General features: G+C 59.0%; 11 protein-coding genes. 10 read left to right on the top strand and 1 reads right to left on the bottom strand.

Annotated features, from left to right (window positions below):
- Window positions 1-3: 3 nt before the first annotated feature.
- Window positions 4-2,130: a molybdopterin-containing oxidoreductase family protein gene (locus tag AC07U5_RS20720; RefSeq protein ID WP_494724118.1), complete on the bottom strand. Its 2,127-nt coding sequence runs from the start codon at window positions 2,128-2,130 to the stop codon at window positions 4-6.
- 194 nt (window positions 2,131-2,324) lie between these two features.
- Between AC07U5_RS20720 and AC07U5_RS20715 the strand changes: the two genes are divergently transcribed.
- The 10 genes from AC07U5_RS20715 to AC07U5_RS20670 all read left to right on the top strand — a co-directional run bounded on the left by AC07U5_RS20715 (window position 2,325) and on the right by AC07U5_RS20670 (window position 15,285).
- Window positions 2,325-3,218 carry a helix-turn-helix domain-containing protein gene (locus AC07U5_RS20715; RefSeq protein WP_494724117.1) on the top strand — a complete coding sequence of 298 codons (894 nt, stop codon included), beginning with the start codon at window positions 2,325-2,327 and terminating at the stop codon, window positions 3,216-3,218.
- A 559-nt stretch (window positions 3,219-3,777) separates the two neighbouring features.
- Window positions 3,778-4,551 (top strand): aspartate/glutamate racemase family protein, encoded by a 774-nt coding sequence (locus AC07U5_RS20710; RefSeq protein WP_494724116.1) that lies wholly within the window; start codon window positions 3,778-3,780, stop codon window positions 4,549-4,551.
- Window positions 4,552-4,574: 23 nt separating this feature from the next.
- A complete protein-coding gene (locus AC07U5_RS20705) occupies window positions 4,575-5,507 on the top strand; it encodes an ABC transporter permease (RefSeq protein ID WP_494724115.1) in 933 nt (310 codons plus the stop codon).
- Complete coding sequence (locus AC07U5_RS20700; RefSeq protein ID WP_112519715.1) at window positions 5,507-6,310, top strand: ABC transporter permease; 804 nt, start codon at window positions 5,507-5,509, stop codon at window positions 6,308-6,310. The genes AC07U5_RS20705 and AC07U5_RS20700 overlap by 1 nt, the downstream gene beginning before the upstream one ends.
- A gap of 54 nt (window positions 6,311-6,364) precedes the next feature.
- Window positions 6,365-7,468, top strand: coding sequence for an ABC transporter substrate-binding protein (locus AC07U5_RS20695; protein WP_236769456.1), 1,104 nt, complete (start codon window positions 6,365-6,367; stop codon window positions 7,466-7,468).
- Between the two features lie 93 nt (window positions 7,469-7,561).
- A complete protein-coding gene (locus tag AC07U5_RS20690; protein ID WP_427928486.1) occupies window positions 7,562-8,620 on the top strand; it encodes an ABC transporter ATP-binding protein in 1,059 nt (352 codons plus the stop codon).
- Between the two features lie 99 nt (window positions 8,621-8,719).
- Complete coding sequence (locus AC07U5_RS20685; RefSeq protein WP_062424392.1) at window positions 8,720-10,261, top strand: hydantoinase/oxoprolinase family protein; 1,542 nt, start codon at window positions 8,720-8,722, stop codon at window positions 10,259-10,261.
- A 10-nt stretch (window positions 10,262-10,271) separates the two neighbouring features.
- Window positions 10,272-11,360, top strand: a complete 1,089-nt coding sequence (locus AC07U5_RS20680; RefSeq protein WP_062424391.1) for an S-methyl thiohydantoin desulfurase family protein — start codon at window positions 10,272-10,274, stop codon at window positions 11,358-11,360.
- Between the two features lies 1 nt (window position 11,361).
- A complete protein-coding gene (locus AC07U5_RS20675) occupies window positions 11,362-12,450 on the top strand; it encodes an S-methyl thiohydantoin desulfurase family protein (RefSeq protein WP_494724114.1) in 1,089 nt (362 codons plus the stop codon).
- Window positions 12,451-12,540: 90 nt separating this feature from the next.
- Complete coding sequence (locus tag AC07U5_RS20670) at window positions 12,541-15,285, top strand: LuxR C-terminal-related transcriptional regulator (RefSeq protein ID WP_494724113.1); 2,745 nt, start codon at window positions 12,541-12,543, stop codon at window positions 15,283-15,285.
- The last annotated feature ends 83 nt before the right edge of the window (window positions 15,286-15,368 follow it).

Genomic DNA, 15,368 nt, shown 5'->3' with positions numbered 1-15,368 from the left:
CTCTCACGTTGGAGCCACCTCGACCAGCACATCCGAGAAGGTCGGCGCGCGTCCGAGATCGGCGAATGCCGGCGGCGTCAGCGCGTGGACGGTCGGCCCGCGGCGGTTCGAGCGCTGCCAGTAACCGGCAGGTGCGACCACCACACCTGGCATCACATCTTGCGAAACCGTCGCAAAAGCCTCGAAGACGCCGCGATCATTGAAGACGCGGATAGGCGTACCGGCGGTGATGCCGCGAAGATCGGCGTCGCTCGGATGGAGGATAACGGCTTGTTCTTCACCGGCCTGAGCTAGCTGTGCAGGCAGGTTGCCGTAGTTCGAGTTGAGAAAGGCATGGCTCTTTGGGGAAATGAGACTCAACGGATATTTACCGGCAAGTGCCGGGGCACTGGCAGGGCTCTCGTTCGGCGCGATATAGTGCGGCAGCGGATCGACAGGCTCTCCCGACTGGTCGCCATTATAACCCTGGCGGAAGAGCGGGGCGACGAAGTTGCCGGTCTCGGCAAGCGTCGATTTGAACTCGCATTTTCCTGTCGGCGTCGGAAAGTTGCCGTCTCGGTGTGGCGCCCATTCACCTGCAACGGGCATGCTCAGCCGCAGGTAGCCCTTTTCTTTCAGCGTCTCCAGGTCGATGCCTTCCATCACAGGGCTCGTCCAGTCCATGGACTGCGCGATCATTTCGTCATCCGAGCGATGGAAGAATGGGTCGTCGATCCCGAGCGCTCCGGCAAGACGCCGGAATAGCTCGGTGTTCGGCACGGCTTCACCCAGCGGCTCAATCGCCGGATTGTTGTAAGACAAATAGAGATGGCCCCAGGAAAACATAATATCCTTCTGCTCGAGTTGGGTCGTAGCCGGCAGAAGAATATCCGCGTAGCGGGCGGTATCGGTCATGAAGTGCTCGCTGACGACAGTGAAGAGATCGTCACGCGCGAGACCAGCTTCCAGCTTGCCCTGCTGGCTCACCATCGACATAGGGTTCGCATTGTATACGAAGAGCGAGCGGATAGGTGGATCGAGCGGGAGCTCGCCAATTAACGCCGGGCCAAGCTGCCAGGAATTGATCACCCGCATTTTTTCAGGCTGAAGGTCTGGGCGCATCAATCCACCCCAGTTGACGGGGAATGCCCAGATCGGCAATTGCAGAAGCCCACCCCCGACATGCTTCCAGGCGCCAATCAGAGCTGGCAGACAGGCAATGGAGCGTACCGTTTGGCCGCCGCCGGCATGGCGCTCCACCGCAACGCCGATGCGGATGACAGCAGGCGGGGTGGAGGCGTATTCCCGCGTCAGCTGATAAATATCTTCCAGCGGGATGCCGGTTTCGGCAGAGGCGAATTCCGGCGTATATTGCTCCACACGCTCGGCGAGTTCGGCAAAGCCCGCCGTGTGCGCATCGATATAGTCGCGGTCGATCAGTCCTTCCTTGATGATGATATGCATCATTGCCATCGCCAGCGCGCCGTCCGTCCCCGGCCGGATTGGAATATGCCAATCAGCCAAGCGTGCTGTCCGGGTGCGCACGGGGTCGATCACCACCAGCTTCGCGCCGTTCTTCTTTGCCTGCTCGATGAAGGGCCAGTGATGCGAGTTTGTGCTGAGCGTATTGCAGGCCCAGAGGATGATGTATTTCGAGTGGATGAAGGCCTCCGGATCAACCCCGGGCGTGTGGCCGATGGTCATCATGTAGGCCGTGCAGGAGCCGGAATCGCAGAAGGTGCGCTCGCTGACCGTTGCGCCGAGCTTGTTGAACAGGGGATCTCCGACATTCAGACCGTTGATGATGCCCTGCGTTCCGAGATAGCTATAAGGAAGTATTGCCTGGGCGCCATCGGTCGCGATGATGTCCTTGAACTTCGCGGCGATCTCCGCCAGCGCCTCATCCCAGGTGATCCGGGTGAACTGGCCGCTGCCTTTCGGGCCGGAGCGCCGCATGGGGTAGAGCACGCGCTTGTCGCTGTAAACGCGATCCTGATAGTTGTTGACCTTTACGCAGAGACGCCCGCGCGTGAAGGGATGGTCTGGATTGCCGCGAACTGCGATCGCCTTGCCGTCCTCGACAGTGGTCAGGATGGAACAGGTATCTGGACAGTCATGCGGGCAGGCTCCGACGACAGTGGTGCGTGACATGTTCAACTCCCAGTTATTGCGCCTTCGATAGGCAGCGCTTCAATTCTGGGCAGTCTGGCAGCGTTTCGTGGGCTTGCCTTTATCCGCTTCTGCGATTGGCTATTCAGTTTCTGCGAAAATCACCATCGTGCTGCAAGTGGCCTCGATCTTGCTTCTATTGATATCGGCGAAACCACAAGGCGCGGAGAAGACACTTGCTGGGTCATTCCGTCGATAAATACGTCACCGGAACCATGGTTCAGACATCGAACGCCAATGGTTGGGAAAACCTGCTTGCGGAACGATGGCGTCATGATGCCGGAGAGCTTCCCTCCCTCGTCCCGCGGGACACCGAGATCGCGGTGCTTCTACGCGGGAGATCCGTCGTGGACCGGCGCGGCGGTGGCATGCGTCAGCACACGGTGGCCAAACGGGGCACAATCTGGCTCTGTCCCGCCGGCGTTGAGGAAGAGTTCATCTCCGTATCCGAGCAAATGGACGACTGTCTTCACATCTTCCTGCCGGGACAGCCTTTCTCCGACACTATATTGCGGGAATACGACCTCGATCCGGCGCGCATCGAACTTCGGTACGAAGCGATCGACGAGGATCCGTTCATCGAGTTTGCGGCTGTCCAGATTTTACAGGAAATGTCCTGCGAAAGCGCCGGCGGGCGGCTGTTTATCGAAACCCTCGCAATGTCTCTTTCGGCCCATCTCATAAGGTCCTACTCCGGTCACTCGACAAGCCGCGCGCTGACTGTGAGGGCGGAAAAGCCACTCGATGCGAAGAGGCTTATGCGCGTGGAAGAATATGTCGATTTTCATTTAGACGATGATCTGACGGTCACCGCTCTTGCTTCGGTCGCGTGCATGAGTGTCGGGCATTTTACCAGGGCATTCAAGCTGGCAACCGGAATGAGCCCGCATGCCTTCGTCAACGACAGGCGAATGGCGCTCGCCAAGCAAAGGCTCTCCGACGAGAACTGGACCATTGAAGCCGTCGCGTTGGCAGCTGGATTTTCGTCCCACGCCAACTTCACGCGCGCCTTCAAGAAAACCACTGGGATAACACCAAATGCGTTTCGCGGCATAGCGCACCTAGAGTGACATAGCTCCCGGAGAATGCGCTGAGGTCGCTAAAGGCGACAATCTGTGTGGTCTCGGCCCCTGTCGAAAAGACTTCAAGTATAAAGTGGTCACGCTAGGATTTAACGCCCGCCCAACCTCTTCAAAGCTCCTCCCCTAATCTATGATGCGCCGCTTCAGCGACTGAAATAAGCGCGCGGCTGTTAGCAAAAAGACGACGCCTGCAAAGCGAACCCCGCCTCCCCTGTCCACACGTAACAAGCAACTTTTCGCACGTTCAGAAAAGTGCCAGAATCCGAACTACTCGCGTATTTTTTAAGCAACGATTTAAAATGCATTAATTACACGCAAACTTACCTATTCTAAGGGATAGGATTTGGAGTTCTAAACCACCCCTCCTACCCATCCGAAAAATCGAGCCTCCTATTCGCCGCAGCCCTTTCGTCCAGAGCAAAGCCGATGCACCGTAAGCGTGGAAGCAAGCAAAACGGTTCCCCCGACAGCGGAGGAGACCACAACTGTTGCGACTCAGGGCTTCGACCCAGCTAGCAAGTCTTAGTGATCGGATAAGGTATCGAGAATGCGTGACAATGTAGTCCATGTTCGGATCGTATCGCCGCTCGTCACACGCGGCTTTCGCAAGCTTGAAGACCTAAAAGCGATAGAGCATCCGGGGATTAGCATTTCTCATGCAGAAATCGCGACAGGGCCGGGTTCGATCGAAAGCGAGTTCGAAGCGGCAATGTCTGTTCCAGGAACTCTCGTCGAAATCTTGCGCGCCGAGCGCGAAGGTGTAGATGCCGTGATCATCGACTGCATGGGTGACCCCGGTCTACGTGCAGCGCGTGAGTTATCGGGCATGCTGGTCGCCGGCCCCTGTCAGACCGGCATGCATGTTGCCTCAATGCTGGGACACAAGTTCTCCGTGATTACCGTCATGCGCCGGCTTATCCCGTCCTTTGAAAACACCGCTGCCCTTTGCGGGCTTTCCAGCAAGCTTGCCTCCGTCCGCAGCGTCGATATTCCGGTCCTCGAGCTAGAGGTAGATCTTGCCGCCACCGCCAAGCGGTTGGTGGAGGAAGGCAGAAGAGCCGTCGAGGAAGACGGTGCAGAAGCCCTGATTTTCGGCTGCACCGGGCTGATGGGCTGTGCGGCAGGCCTGCGCGAAGGATTGCTGGCAGAAGGTATCGACGTGCCCGTCATCGACCCGATCCCGACGGCCATCTCCGTGGCCGCAGGTATAGTTCGGGCCGGATTGACCCAAAGTCGGATGACCTATCCCGCACCGCCTGAAAAACAGTTGCTGGGTTACGACGCACTGCGCGCAGCGATGCTGCCGCAGGCGGCGCAATGAGACAATAAGCGGGACCCGGGCAAATGGCATCAACGGCACTCACATCGGTATCCAGGAAAGACGGCGATGCGTCCGCGCCCCGCGTCCGCAAAGGCGGCTTCATCCACGGTCATGGCCTGTGGCTGCTGATCCTGCCCGCCTTACTCTTCTTTATCGTCTTCTTCGTCGTACCGACGGCTTCGCTCTTTGGTCTCGCCTTCAACAAGTCGGTCGCGGGCGTCATCACGCTTTCCAGCGATATCACCTTCGACAACTTTGTGCGTATCTTCACCCGGCCTATCTATTATGAGTCGATCTTGCGCTCCGCCGGCATTTCAGCGGTCGTCGCGCTCGTTTGCCTCGTCTTCGGTTATCCGCTGGCCTATGTGATTGCCAAGACGGTCAACCCCGGCCGCAACACGATGTTGATGATCCTCGTCCTGTCGTCGATGCAGCTCGACATGGTCATACGACTTTACGGCCTCATGGTGCTGCTCGGCGACAATGGTCTCATAAACGGTGCTTTGCTTCGCCTCGGCATCATTTCGGCACCGCTGCCGCTGATGTACAATATCTTCGGCGTCGTCGTTGGATTGGTGCAGATAACCCTGCCCTTCATGGTGCTTTCGCTAATCGGCATCATCAAATCCATCCATCCATCACTGGAGGAAGCAGCCAGGTCACTGGGCGCCTCCCGCAGCAAAGCATTTTTCTCCGTCGTGCTGCCACTGTCCATGCCCGGCATTCTGGCCGGAACACTGCTCGTCTTTGCGCTTGCCATATCGTCCTATGTCGTCCCAGCATTGATGGGTGGCTGGAAGGTCATGGTCATGCCCATACACATCTACCAGCAGGTAGCAGAGACCGGCCGCTGGCAATTCGGCGCGGCCATTGCCGTTGTCCTCTTCGTGACAAGCCTGATGGCGATCGCCGTCTACCACCGCGCCGCCATGCGCACCACGGGAGGACGCAGTTGATGCGCGAAGAGACATCCATTCCGCTGGTCTTCAAGTTCCTCTCGGCACTGACGCTGACAATCCTGCTAACACCCGTTGTGATCGTCATCCTTTCCGGCCTCAATTCCGGCGACTATCTGACTTTCCCCCCACAGGGACTGTCGCTGCGGTGGGTCTACGCGTTCCTGACCTCGCCGACCTTCCTCTCTGCCTACGGCGTGTCCTTCATGGTCGCCGGCATTTCGACGGTTATTTCCACCGTGCTCGGCACCATGGCGGCTCTCTTTCTCACCCGCTCGTCAAGCCGTGTGGTCGGCCCGATGCGCGCCTTCTTCATGATGCCGATCGTGCTGCCCGGCGTCGTACTCGGCCTTGCGCTCTACGTCTTCTATGTCACCACCGATATCGGCCTTGCCCGGACCATGGCAGGCCTCGTCATCGGACACGTCATCGTCACCTGCCCGTTCGTCATCGCCACGGTGACAGCGGCCCTCGTCGGCTTCGACCGCAGCCTGGAAGAGGCCGCCCGCTCGCTTGGTGCCTCGCCGTTCACCGCCTTTCGGCTAGTGACGCTAAAAATCATCTCGCCCGCCATTTCGGCAGGCACGATCTTCGCCTTCATCATTTCCTTCGGCCAGTTCGAGGTCACGCTATTTCTCTCGACGCCGAACCTGCAAACACTGCCGATGGCCATGTACGTGGCACTACGCTACGCCTTCGAGCCAACAGCAGCAGCCGCCGGCATCTTCGCCATCATCCTCGTCGTCGTCTCGATGGTGGCGACCTCGAAACTCGTCAATCTGAAGCGCATTTTCGGCGGCTGAACCGCCGGGGATAGACCCGTATCCATAAGTTCGAACAACAAGGGGAACATGGACATGACCGTAAAGACCTTCGATCCCAACCGCCGCAAGCTTCTGAAACTCGGCGCTGCCGCGGCAACGCTGCCGCTTTTCAACATCAACCACGCCTTCTCGCAGGACGTGACGTATGACGGTTCCGTCTTCGATGCTGGCGGCGCAGTGTTGCGCGTCGGCGAATGGGGCGGGCCGTGGGGCGAACTCGTCCACAAATATCTGCTGGACGACTTCGCCAAGGATTTTAATTGCAAGATCGAATATGATTCCACCTGGCCGTGGTTTCCGAAGTTCGTGGCCAACGGGCCGAAGAAGCCGCCGCTCGACATCACCAACTGGAATCTGCCGGAAATGTTCAAGACGGCGGATGCGGGAGATTTCTTCCACACCATCGACGAAATTCTGCCCAATATTCCGAACGGCAAGAACCTCTGGCCCTTCGCCATATCCAATGGCGTCGGCGTCACCTGGGCCTTCAACCAATATGTCTACGCCTACCGCACCGATCTCGTGAACCCGCCGCCCACAAGCTTCAAGGATATGTGGAAGCCGGAATTTGCGGGCAAGCGAGGCACTTACATCACTTCCAACACGCTGCAGATGGACTTCTTCCTCGTCGCCTGCTCACTCTTCGGCAAGGATCAATACGACCTGAAAGCCGGCTTCGAGGCGATGAAGGAGCTGATGCCCGCTAAGATCTCCGATTTCACCGGCAACATGCAGACATTGATGGATCGCGGCGAAGTGGTGATTGCGGTGCAGAGCGATGCCGAGCCGATGCAGGCGCGCGATAAGGGTGCGCCCTTCGCCGTCATGTACTGGAAGGAGCTTCAGCCGATCCTGACCCAGACATACACGATCAGCCGCTACTCCGAGCCGACCCAGAAGAAGCTTGCCTACGCGCTGTTAAACAGGGCGCTTGAGCCTTCCTTCATGACCAATATGGGCAAGGAATTCTACTTGCGTCCCACCGTCTCCAATGCCGTGCTACCCGACAATCTGGTCAAGGCCGGTATCGTCAACAGCGCCGATGCCATTAAGAATTTCTGGCTACCGGACTGGAAGGCCTATCTCAAGAACGAAGACGAAATCGTCGAGACCGTGAACGAGATTTTCGCTGGCTGATTCCAAGCGAAGCGGGCGGTCGCAACGACCGCCCGTCAAAACCAAACGTGACGGACAGGCATGAAGCGCGGACCGGAAGGACGATCGGATACGATGTCGGACATTCAACTCAAAAATCTCGTCAAGTCCTATGGCGATAACGTAGCGGTCGCCGGTATCGATCTACATATCGAACAGGGCGAGTTCTTTTCGCTACTTGGCCCATCTGGCTGCGGCAAATCTACAACGCTGCGAATGATCGCGGGCTTCATCAGGCCGACCTCCGGCCAGATCCTGATCGGCTCGGATGACGTTACGTTCCTGCCGCCGGAAAAGCGCGACATCGGTATCGTCTTCCAGAACTACGCGATCTTCCCTCATATGAGTGTCGCGGAAAATATCGCATTCGGTCTGAAGCTCAGGAAAAAGTCGCCCGCCGAAATCGATACGGCCGTTGCCTTTGCCCTGAGACAGGTCGGCCTCATGGGCTACGAGGATCGTTATCAGCGGCAATTGTCGGGCGGGCAACAGCAACGTGTGGCGCTTGCCCGCGTGCTGGTAACGCAACCGCGAATCCTGCTTCTGGACGAGCCGCTATCCGCGCTCGACAAGGCGCTGCGCGAAGAAATGAAATACTGGATCAAGGAACTGCAAAAAACGCTCGGTATCACCACGGTCTATGTCACGCACGATCAGGATGAGGCACTGACCATGTCTGACCGGATCGGGGTCATGCAGGAGGGGCGTGTCGAGCAAGTCGGTACGCCGCAGGAAATCTATGAGCGGCCGAAAACACTCTTCGTCACCACTTTCATCGGCCAGTCCAACGTCATCGATGTAACGGTGAAGGGCCGCGACGGCGATCGCCTGGCGGTCGGGTTCGGCGCAGAGACGGCGCTGACCCGCCTTCCCGCCGGCGACCTTGCGAGTGGGTCTTCCGTCAAACTGGTGGTGAGGCCCGAAAACCTCATCATCGGCGAGCCGGGCACTGGCCTACCCGCCACCGTGGTCTCGGAAACATACCAGGGGGCGCTTGTGCGCTACCGTCTTTCGGTTGGCGGACAGGACATGGTCGCCGAAAGACAGAACCAGTCCCATGTCGCGAGACTGTCGCCTGGGCAAATCTGCGGCGTGAGCTGGGATCCCGAACGGTCAGAGGTGCTGGTGGCCTGACGGCCGGCGCATCCAAACAAAACAATCGAGCGAAACGACACGCCCTCGGATGAAGCGTCGCGGGCGAAGGGTTTCCTTTGTCAGTCATAGGAGAAAGACATGCGTATAGGCATTGACGTGGGCGGGACGAATACGGACGCCGCCCTTATGGACGGCGCGGCGGTGCTTGGCGCGTGCAAAAGCCCGACGACCGCCGATGTCGGCTCAGGCATCGTGGCGGTATTGAAGAAGCTGTTGTCCATGACCGGGGTTTCGGTCTCGCAGATCCAGGCGGTGATGATCGGCACCACCCATTTCACCAACGCTGTGGTCGAGCGCAAGCGCTTGCTGGAAGTAGCCGCCATCCGCCTCGGCCTGCCGGCCACGAAGGGCCTGCCGCCACTGACAGACTGGCCGAAAGATCTGGCCGATACGCTCGGCCGACACACTTTCATGCTGCGCGGCGGCCATGAATTCGACGGGCGTACCATCGCTCCGCTGGATGAGAAGGGCCTGATGGAGGTCGCCCGCACCGTACGCGAACGCGGCCTGAAAACGGCTGCCGTTACTTCGGTCTTTTCACCGGTCACGCCGGAAATGGAACTGCGAGCCGCTGAGATCCTCAAGAATGAAGTGCCGGATATTGCCCTTTCGCTCAGCCATGAAATCGGCCGCGTCGGCTTTTTGGAGCGCGAGAATGCCTCGATCATGAATGCGTCGCTGGCGGAACTGTCTAGGAAGGTCGTTTCCTCCTTCCGGGATGCGCTGAAGGAATTAGAGATAAAGGCGCCATTCTTCATCAGCCAGAATGACGGGACACTGATGTCGCCGGATTATGTGGAGCGCTATCCGGTGCTGACCTTCGCCTCCGGCCCCACAAACTCCATGCGCGGCGCCGCTATGCTGGCAGGTGCCAAGGAAGCCATGGTGGTGGATATTGGTGGTACGACCTCGGATGTCGGTATGCTGGTCCACGGCTTTCCGCGCGAATCTGCCGTTGCCGTCGATATTGGCGGCGTGCGCACCAATTTCCGCATGCCGGACGTGCTTGCCATCGGCCTCGGCGGCGGCTCGCTGGTGCGTGACGATGGGGAGCGCATCGGGCCAGATTCGGTCGGCTACGAGATAACCACCAAGGCGCTCGTCTTTGGCGGCGACACGTTGACAACGACAGATATCGTCGTGGCCGCGGGCTTGGAAGATATTGGCGACCGCTCCCGCGTCGCGCACATCCCGACAAAGACCATCGAAACCGCGCTCGCCACCATGCACCGCATGGTCGATGAGGCAGTAGACCGCATGAAGACCAGCGCCGAGCCACTTCCCGTCATCCTCGTCGGCGGCGGTTCGATTCTGGTCTCACGCGACCTGCCCTCCGCCTCCAAGGTGCTGAGACCGGAAAACGCTTCCGTCGCCAATGCCATCGGCGCGGCCATCGCTCAGGTGGGTGGCGAGGTCGACCGCATCTTCTCGCTGGAGGGAACCTCGCGCGATGCCGTTCTGGCAGGTGCCAAGGCGGAAGCATCCGAACGTGCGATCAAGGCAGGAGCGACACCCTCCTCTGTTAAGATCATGGACATCGAAGAAGTGCCGCTCGCGTATCTGCCGGGCAGCGCCACACGCATCCGCGTCAAGGCGGTTGGCGATCTTGTGATTGGTTGAGGGGACGGTCATGAAACTCACACGAGAACATTTAGCCGATCTTGCCGTGGGTGCTGCATTTCTCGGCACCGGCGGTGGCGGCGATCCCTACGTTGGTCGTCTGATGGTGCAGCAATGCCTGGACGAAGGCTGCGAAGTGGAACTGATCGATCCTAAGGATCTTTCGAACGATTGCCTCGTCATCCCGACGGCGATGATGGGCGCGCCAACCGTGCTTGTGGAAAAAATCCCTTCGGGCGACGAAGCGGTTGCCTCGCTTAGACGGTTGGAAAAGCGCCTGGGCCGAAAGGCCGCATACACCATGCCGATTGAGATCGGCGGCATCAATTCCACCATCCCTCTGGTCGTGGGCGCAAGGCTTGGCCTACCGATCGTCGATGCGGACGGTATGGGGCGCGCCTTTCCGTTTCTGGAAATGGAGACCTTCGGCGTTTACGGCGTCTCCGGCTCGCCCATGGCGGTCAGTAATGAATGGGGAGATTGTGCTTTGATCGAGGCGGTTGACAACCGGCAGATGGAGTGGCTGTCGCGCGCTGTGGCCATCCGCATGGGCGGCTGCGCCTATATTGCCGAATATGCCATGAGCGGCGCTGAGGTGAAGCGCACCGCCATCCCCAACACGTTGACCCTCGCGATCCGTATCGGTGAGGTTTTGCGAAAAGCGCGTGAGGAACATCGCAACCCTATCGAGGCGCTGCTGGGTTTCCTGCCCTCGACGCTCTATCGCTATGGCCGCGTCATCTTTAAAGGCAAGATTGTCGATGTCATGCGCGAGACGAAGGCAGGCTTCACCATCGGCCGTGCGCTCATCGACGGGATCACACCCTTTTCCTCGCAGATGGAAATCGAAATTCAGAACGAAAACCTCATTGCACGGCAGGACGGCAAGGTCAGGGCCATCGTGCCGGACCTGATTTCGATCATGAATACGGAGACCGCAGAGCCGATCACCAGCGAAAACCTGCGCTATGGCCAGCGCGTGACGGTGGTTGCGGTGTCTGTTCCAGAACTTATGCGCACGCCGGAAGCGCTAGACGTCTTCGGACCTGCATGCTTCGGTCTGAAAGAACCCTTTACCTCCATCGAGGAGATTGACTGAGATGGCAATCATCACTGATCAGGACATTGACGATCTGGCCGTGGGTGCTGCGGTGCTAGGCACCGGCGGCGGCGGCGATCCTTACATTGGCAAGCTTCTGGCCAAGGCGGCAATCGAACAATATGGCCCAGTCGATCTGATCGCGCTCGAAGATGTGCCGGATGGCGCAACCGTAGTCGCCTGCGGCGCCATGGGCGCACCCACCATCCTCATTGAGAAAATCCCGTCCGGCGACGAGGGCAATCTGGCGTTGGAGTCCTATGAGGATCATACCGGCCTCAATGTTGATGCGATCATCCCCTTCGAGGCAGGCGGCATCAATTCCATGGTGCCGATCATCCTTGCCGCCAAGAAACGTGTCCCGGTCATTGATGCCGACGGCATGGGCCGAGCCTTTCCGCAGCTCGAAATGGAGACTTTCAACGTCTACGGCGTGCCGGCAAGCCCGGTTGCAGTCGCGGATGAACGCGGCAACCGCGTGCTGATCGAAACGCAGGATGCGGCCAAGGCCGAATGGCTGGCGCGTGGCGTGACGATCCGCATGGGCGGCCAGGCCTATATCGTCAATTACGGCATGGACGGCCGCACAACGAAAAGGGTTTCTGTCCCAGCCACCATGTCTCTTGCCATCGGCATAGGCCGGACATTGCGTGAAGCCGCGGCACAGCACCGCAATTTGGTCGAAGCGCTGATTTCGTATTTCTCCGGCACCCATTATGGCTACGCCGAGGTCATCACCGCGGGCAAGATAGCCGATGTGGCACGCAAGGAACAGAATGGCTGGTCGGTCGGCATTGCAACCATCGAACCATTCGACCCATCCAAGCCGAAAGTCAAAATCCGCATCCAGAACGAAAATCTCGTCGCCGAGGAGGAAGACGGTCGGGTGCTTGCCATCGTCCCCGATCTCATCACCATTCTGGATATCGATACCGCAGAGGCGATCACCACAGAGCGGTTGCGTTACTGTCAACGCGTCAATGTGCTAGCTGTCAGGGTGCCGCCAATCATGCGCGCGCCGGAGGCTCTCGCCGTCTTCGGTCCCAGCGCCTTCGGCCTGTCGCAAGCCTATCAGCCACTTGGCTCTTGACGAACGATCGGTGTCGGGCACTGATAACGGCTCTCTCTTCCAGCATTTTGTCCTGGCATGAGAGGGTCGTTCAGGGATGTGAGAGAATTCATGCCGAGCCGTCTTCTGCGAGAAAAGCCGTTGCGTACCGTCAGAACCTTCGCGGCGGCCGGCTTGCGCTTCAGCCCGCCCCGTATGCTCTTTTCCGGCATCGAAAGACCTTACCTTTTGTCGAAACTGGCAGCGGGCCTCGCCCGGCAGATCGTCGTGTTGCGAGCCCCTCCCGGGTTTGGCAAAACCGCGCTGATGAAGGCAGCTTATGAGCGGTTGGTGGATGGAAGATTGGCCTTGCCGGGACTGCACGAAACGGCAATCTCTCATTGCTCTTGGCTGAATGCTTCCGGTATTTTGTCACCCGAACGCTTCGTCAGTGAGCTGCTTCAATCGCTTGGGCTTGCGGCCCTAGCGGGCAAGCAGGAAGCGCTGACCGATGCCATGGAAAGCATTGCCAGGCGTGAGGGGGAGACCGTTGTCTTCATCGACAATATCGATGATATCGAAGGCGCCGATAGCCACCGGCTGCTGGAACGGCTGATACTGTCTGCACCCGACAACCTGCGGATTGCCTTATCCTCTTGCTCGCCCGCGCAATTGCCGCTCGCCCGGCTGAAAGCGCGTGGCGTGCTGGCGGAACTGACCGCGCGGGACATGGAGTTTGGACGATCTGAGTTGCGGCGGCTTCTGTCAGGCAGCGCCATGACGGCGCTTGTCGATCCCATTATGGAGATTACCCGCGGATGGCCGGCACTGGCACAGCTCGCCGCAGGTATCGTGGCGGGCGACCCGACGGAGGAAGAGCGTCGCCTCCTACTTGCGGGCGCCCACCCGGATCTCACGGATTATGCCCGTGAAACCGTCGTCAACCGGCTCTCTTCCGCCGTTCTTTCGATGTTGCGCAGCTTGTCGCCTTTTCAGGAATTTCGTCTGGATCTCGCATCAGATCTCGGCTTCAGCGATCTGTCGGAAGAAGACCTAGCGACGATCGAGACCATGCATCCGGTCATCGAGCACGGGCAGAATGGCTGGCTCTCGCTTCATCCCGTACTTCGCATCTGCCTTGAGCGCGATGCCGCATTTGTCTCGGACGCCGACAAAAAAGCGCTGCATCGCCAGGCCGCGCTTTGGTTTGCCACCCGCACCCATCTGGAGCGTGCCGTGTCCCATGCTGCCCAGAGCGGCGACTTCCATATGGCAGAAGAGATCATAGGTAAGGCCGGCGGCGTCGATATCTTCCTCAGAGCCGGCCATCAAGTGCTGGAGCATCTGATTGATAATTTCCCGCCTGATGTGCTGCATGCTTCGCCCGGATTGATGGTGTCCTATGCGGTAGTGCTGTCGAAACGCGGAAATGCCACGGCCGGACGCGAGCGGCTCGATAGTCTCAAAGAAAATGGCGAATGGTCGGCGGCAGCCCTTGCCGCCGTTGACCGAAGCGTCCTCGATCATATCGACAGCCTGATTGATGTCTATGAAGACCGCCGCATGACGATAGATCAGGCAGGACGGCTTGAGCGCGCTGCAGCCGCCCTGCCGCCACATGCCACCTGGGAGCTGGCATGGCTCTTCAATCATCTATGCATCATCTATACCCGCACGGGGGATCTGGAAGAGGCACGACGCGCCGCGTTGAAGGCCCTCGGTTATTACCGCGAGGAAAAAACACCCTATGCGCAGGTCTTCATGCTCATCCATCTCGGCCTTGTTAGCACGCTGAAAGGTGAATTTTCCGCCGCTTTGCAATTCTGCCGTGAGGCGGAAGAACTCGTGGAGCGGGTACACTGGACCGATCGAAATCTGCTGGCAATCGTACGTCTCGCCATGGCCGATGTGCTGTATCAACAGGGTGATGTACTGCAAGTAGAGCAGAGTCTCACCGAGTGCATGGAGCCCTTGATCAGGGGTGAAAGCTGGGTAGACCTGTTCACTCGGCTCTTCTGGCTTCTGGCCCGCAGCCGTCTGCAGGTCAGTGGCTTCGATGCCGCAGCAGCTGCTCTGGACAAAGCAGAAGAAGTGGCAGTAGAGCGCAACCTACCGCGGCTGAAGACGGCGGTAGCCATCATGCGGATCGATCTTCTTGTTCGCGCCGGCATGATCGAGTCCGCAAGCCAGGCTGTGGAGAGGGCAACATCTCTGAAGGAGACAAGCGGCGCCGACAACTGGACTTGGCGAGAAGCCTATGATTTCGACATCGCGACTGCGCGGCTGGCACTTGCCCACGGGCAGGCCCTCCAGGCTCTAGAGCTTCTTGAAGCCCTGATTATCTCCGCCCGAACCTCGGGCCGCGCCTATCATCGCATGCTGGCAGAGATCATGGCCGTCCAGGCGTCCTGGAAGGCGGGCCGACAGCAACAGGCCTTTGCCTATCTGCAATCTGCGATCGCGCTTGCCCGCACACACGAAGCGACGCAACTCTTCACTGACGAGGGCCATGATCTCGCAACGACCATGCGCGCCATCGTCCGTCGGTTCGGGCTCAAGGTCTTCAGCCCAAATGCGGTGGAGTTTATGAGCCGTATTGTCGGCCACGGGCTGGACCGTAAGCCGCGCCGTGTCGCGCCGAATCTGCCGGACGAGGAGGCCGCACCGGCTGCGCCGGGCTTGTTGAGCACTCGCGAAATCACCGTCCTCACGCTTCTATCCGAAGGACGAAGCAACAAGGAGATCGCCCGGGAACTGGGACTTTCGGAAGCGACCGTTAAGTTTCATCTGAAGAACATCTTCGCCAAACTCGGCGTAAGCCGCCGCGGTATGGCAGTCTCCGTCAGCAAACACCTTAAACTGACAGAACCGAAGTGAGTGGTTAGCTACTGTGACCAGCCCCGCGCAACCGATGGTCCAGGGAGGTGTGGCTTCTGGCAACTGCCGAGCCATTTGGACCC

This window comes from Agrobacterium sp. GW821-FHT02D03 (assembly GCF_059421725.1).
The sequence above is the reverse complement of the archived record's forward strand: the minus strand, read 5'-3'. Positions and strand labels throughout refer to the sequence as shown.

Coding starts and splice junctions, on each gene's coding strand:
- AC07U5_RS20680 (WP_062424391.1), top strand. CDS start 10,272: ATGAAACTCACACGAGAACATTTAGCCGATCTTGCCGTGGGTGCTGCA.
- AC07U5_RS20685 (WP_062424392.1), top strand. CDS start 8,720: ATGCGTATAGGCATTGACGTGGGCGGGACGAATACGGACGCCGCCCTT.
- AC07U5_RS20675 (WP_494724114.1), top strand. CDS start 11,362: ATGGCAATCATCACTGATCAGGACATTGACGATCTGGCCGTGGGTGCT.
- AC07U5_RS20695 (WP_236769456.1), top strand. CDS start 6,365: ATGACCGTAAAGACCTTCGATCCCAACCGCCGCAAGCTTCTGAAACTC.
- AC07U5_RS20670 (WP_494724113.1), top strand. CDS start 12,541: ATGCCGAGCCGTCTTCTGCGAGAAAAGCCGTTGCGTACCGTCAGAACC.
- AC07U5_RS20710 (WP_494724116.1), top strand. CDS start 3,778: ATGCGTGACAATGTAGTCCATGTTCGGATCGTATCGCCGCTCGTCACA.
- AC07U5_RS20690 (WP_427928486.1), top strand. CDS start 7,562: ATGTCGGACATTCAACTCAAAAATCTCGTCAAGTCCTATGGCGATAAC.
- AC07U5_RS20705 (WP_494724115.1), top strand. CDS start 4,575: ATGGCATCAACGGCACTCACATCGGTATCCAGGAAAGACGGCGATGCG.
- AC07U5_RS20700 (WP_112519715.1), top strand. CDS start 5,507: ATGCGCGAAGAGACATCCATTCCGCTGGTCTTCAAGTTCCTCTCGGCA.
- AC07U5_RS20720 (WP_494724118.1), bottom strand. CDS start 2,130: ATGTCACGCACCACTGTCGTCGGAGCCTGCCCGCATGACTGTCCAGAT.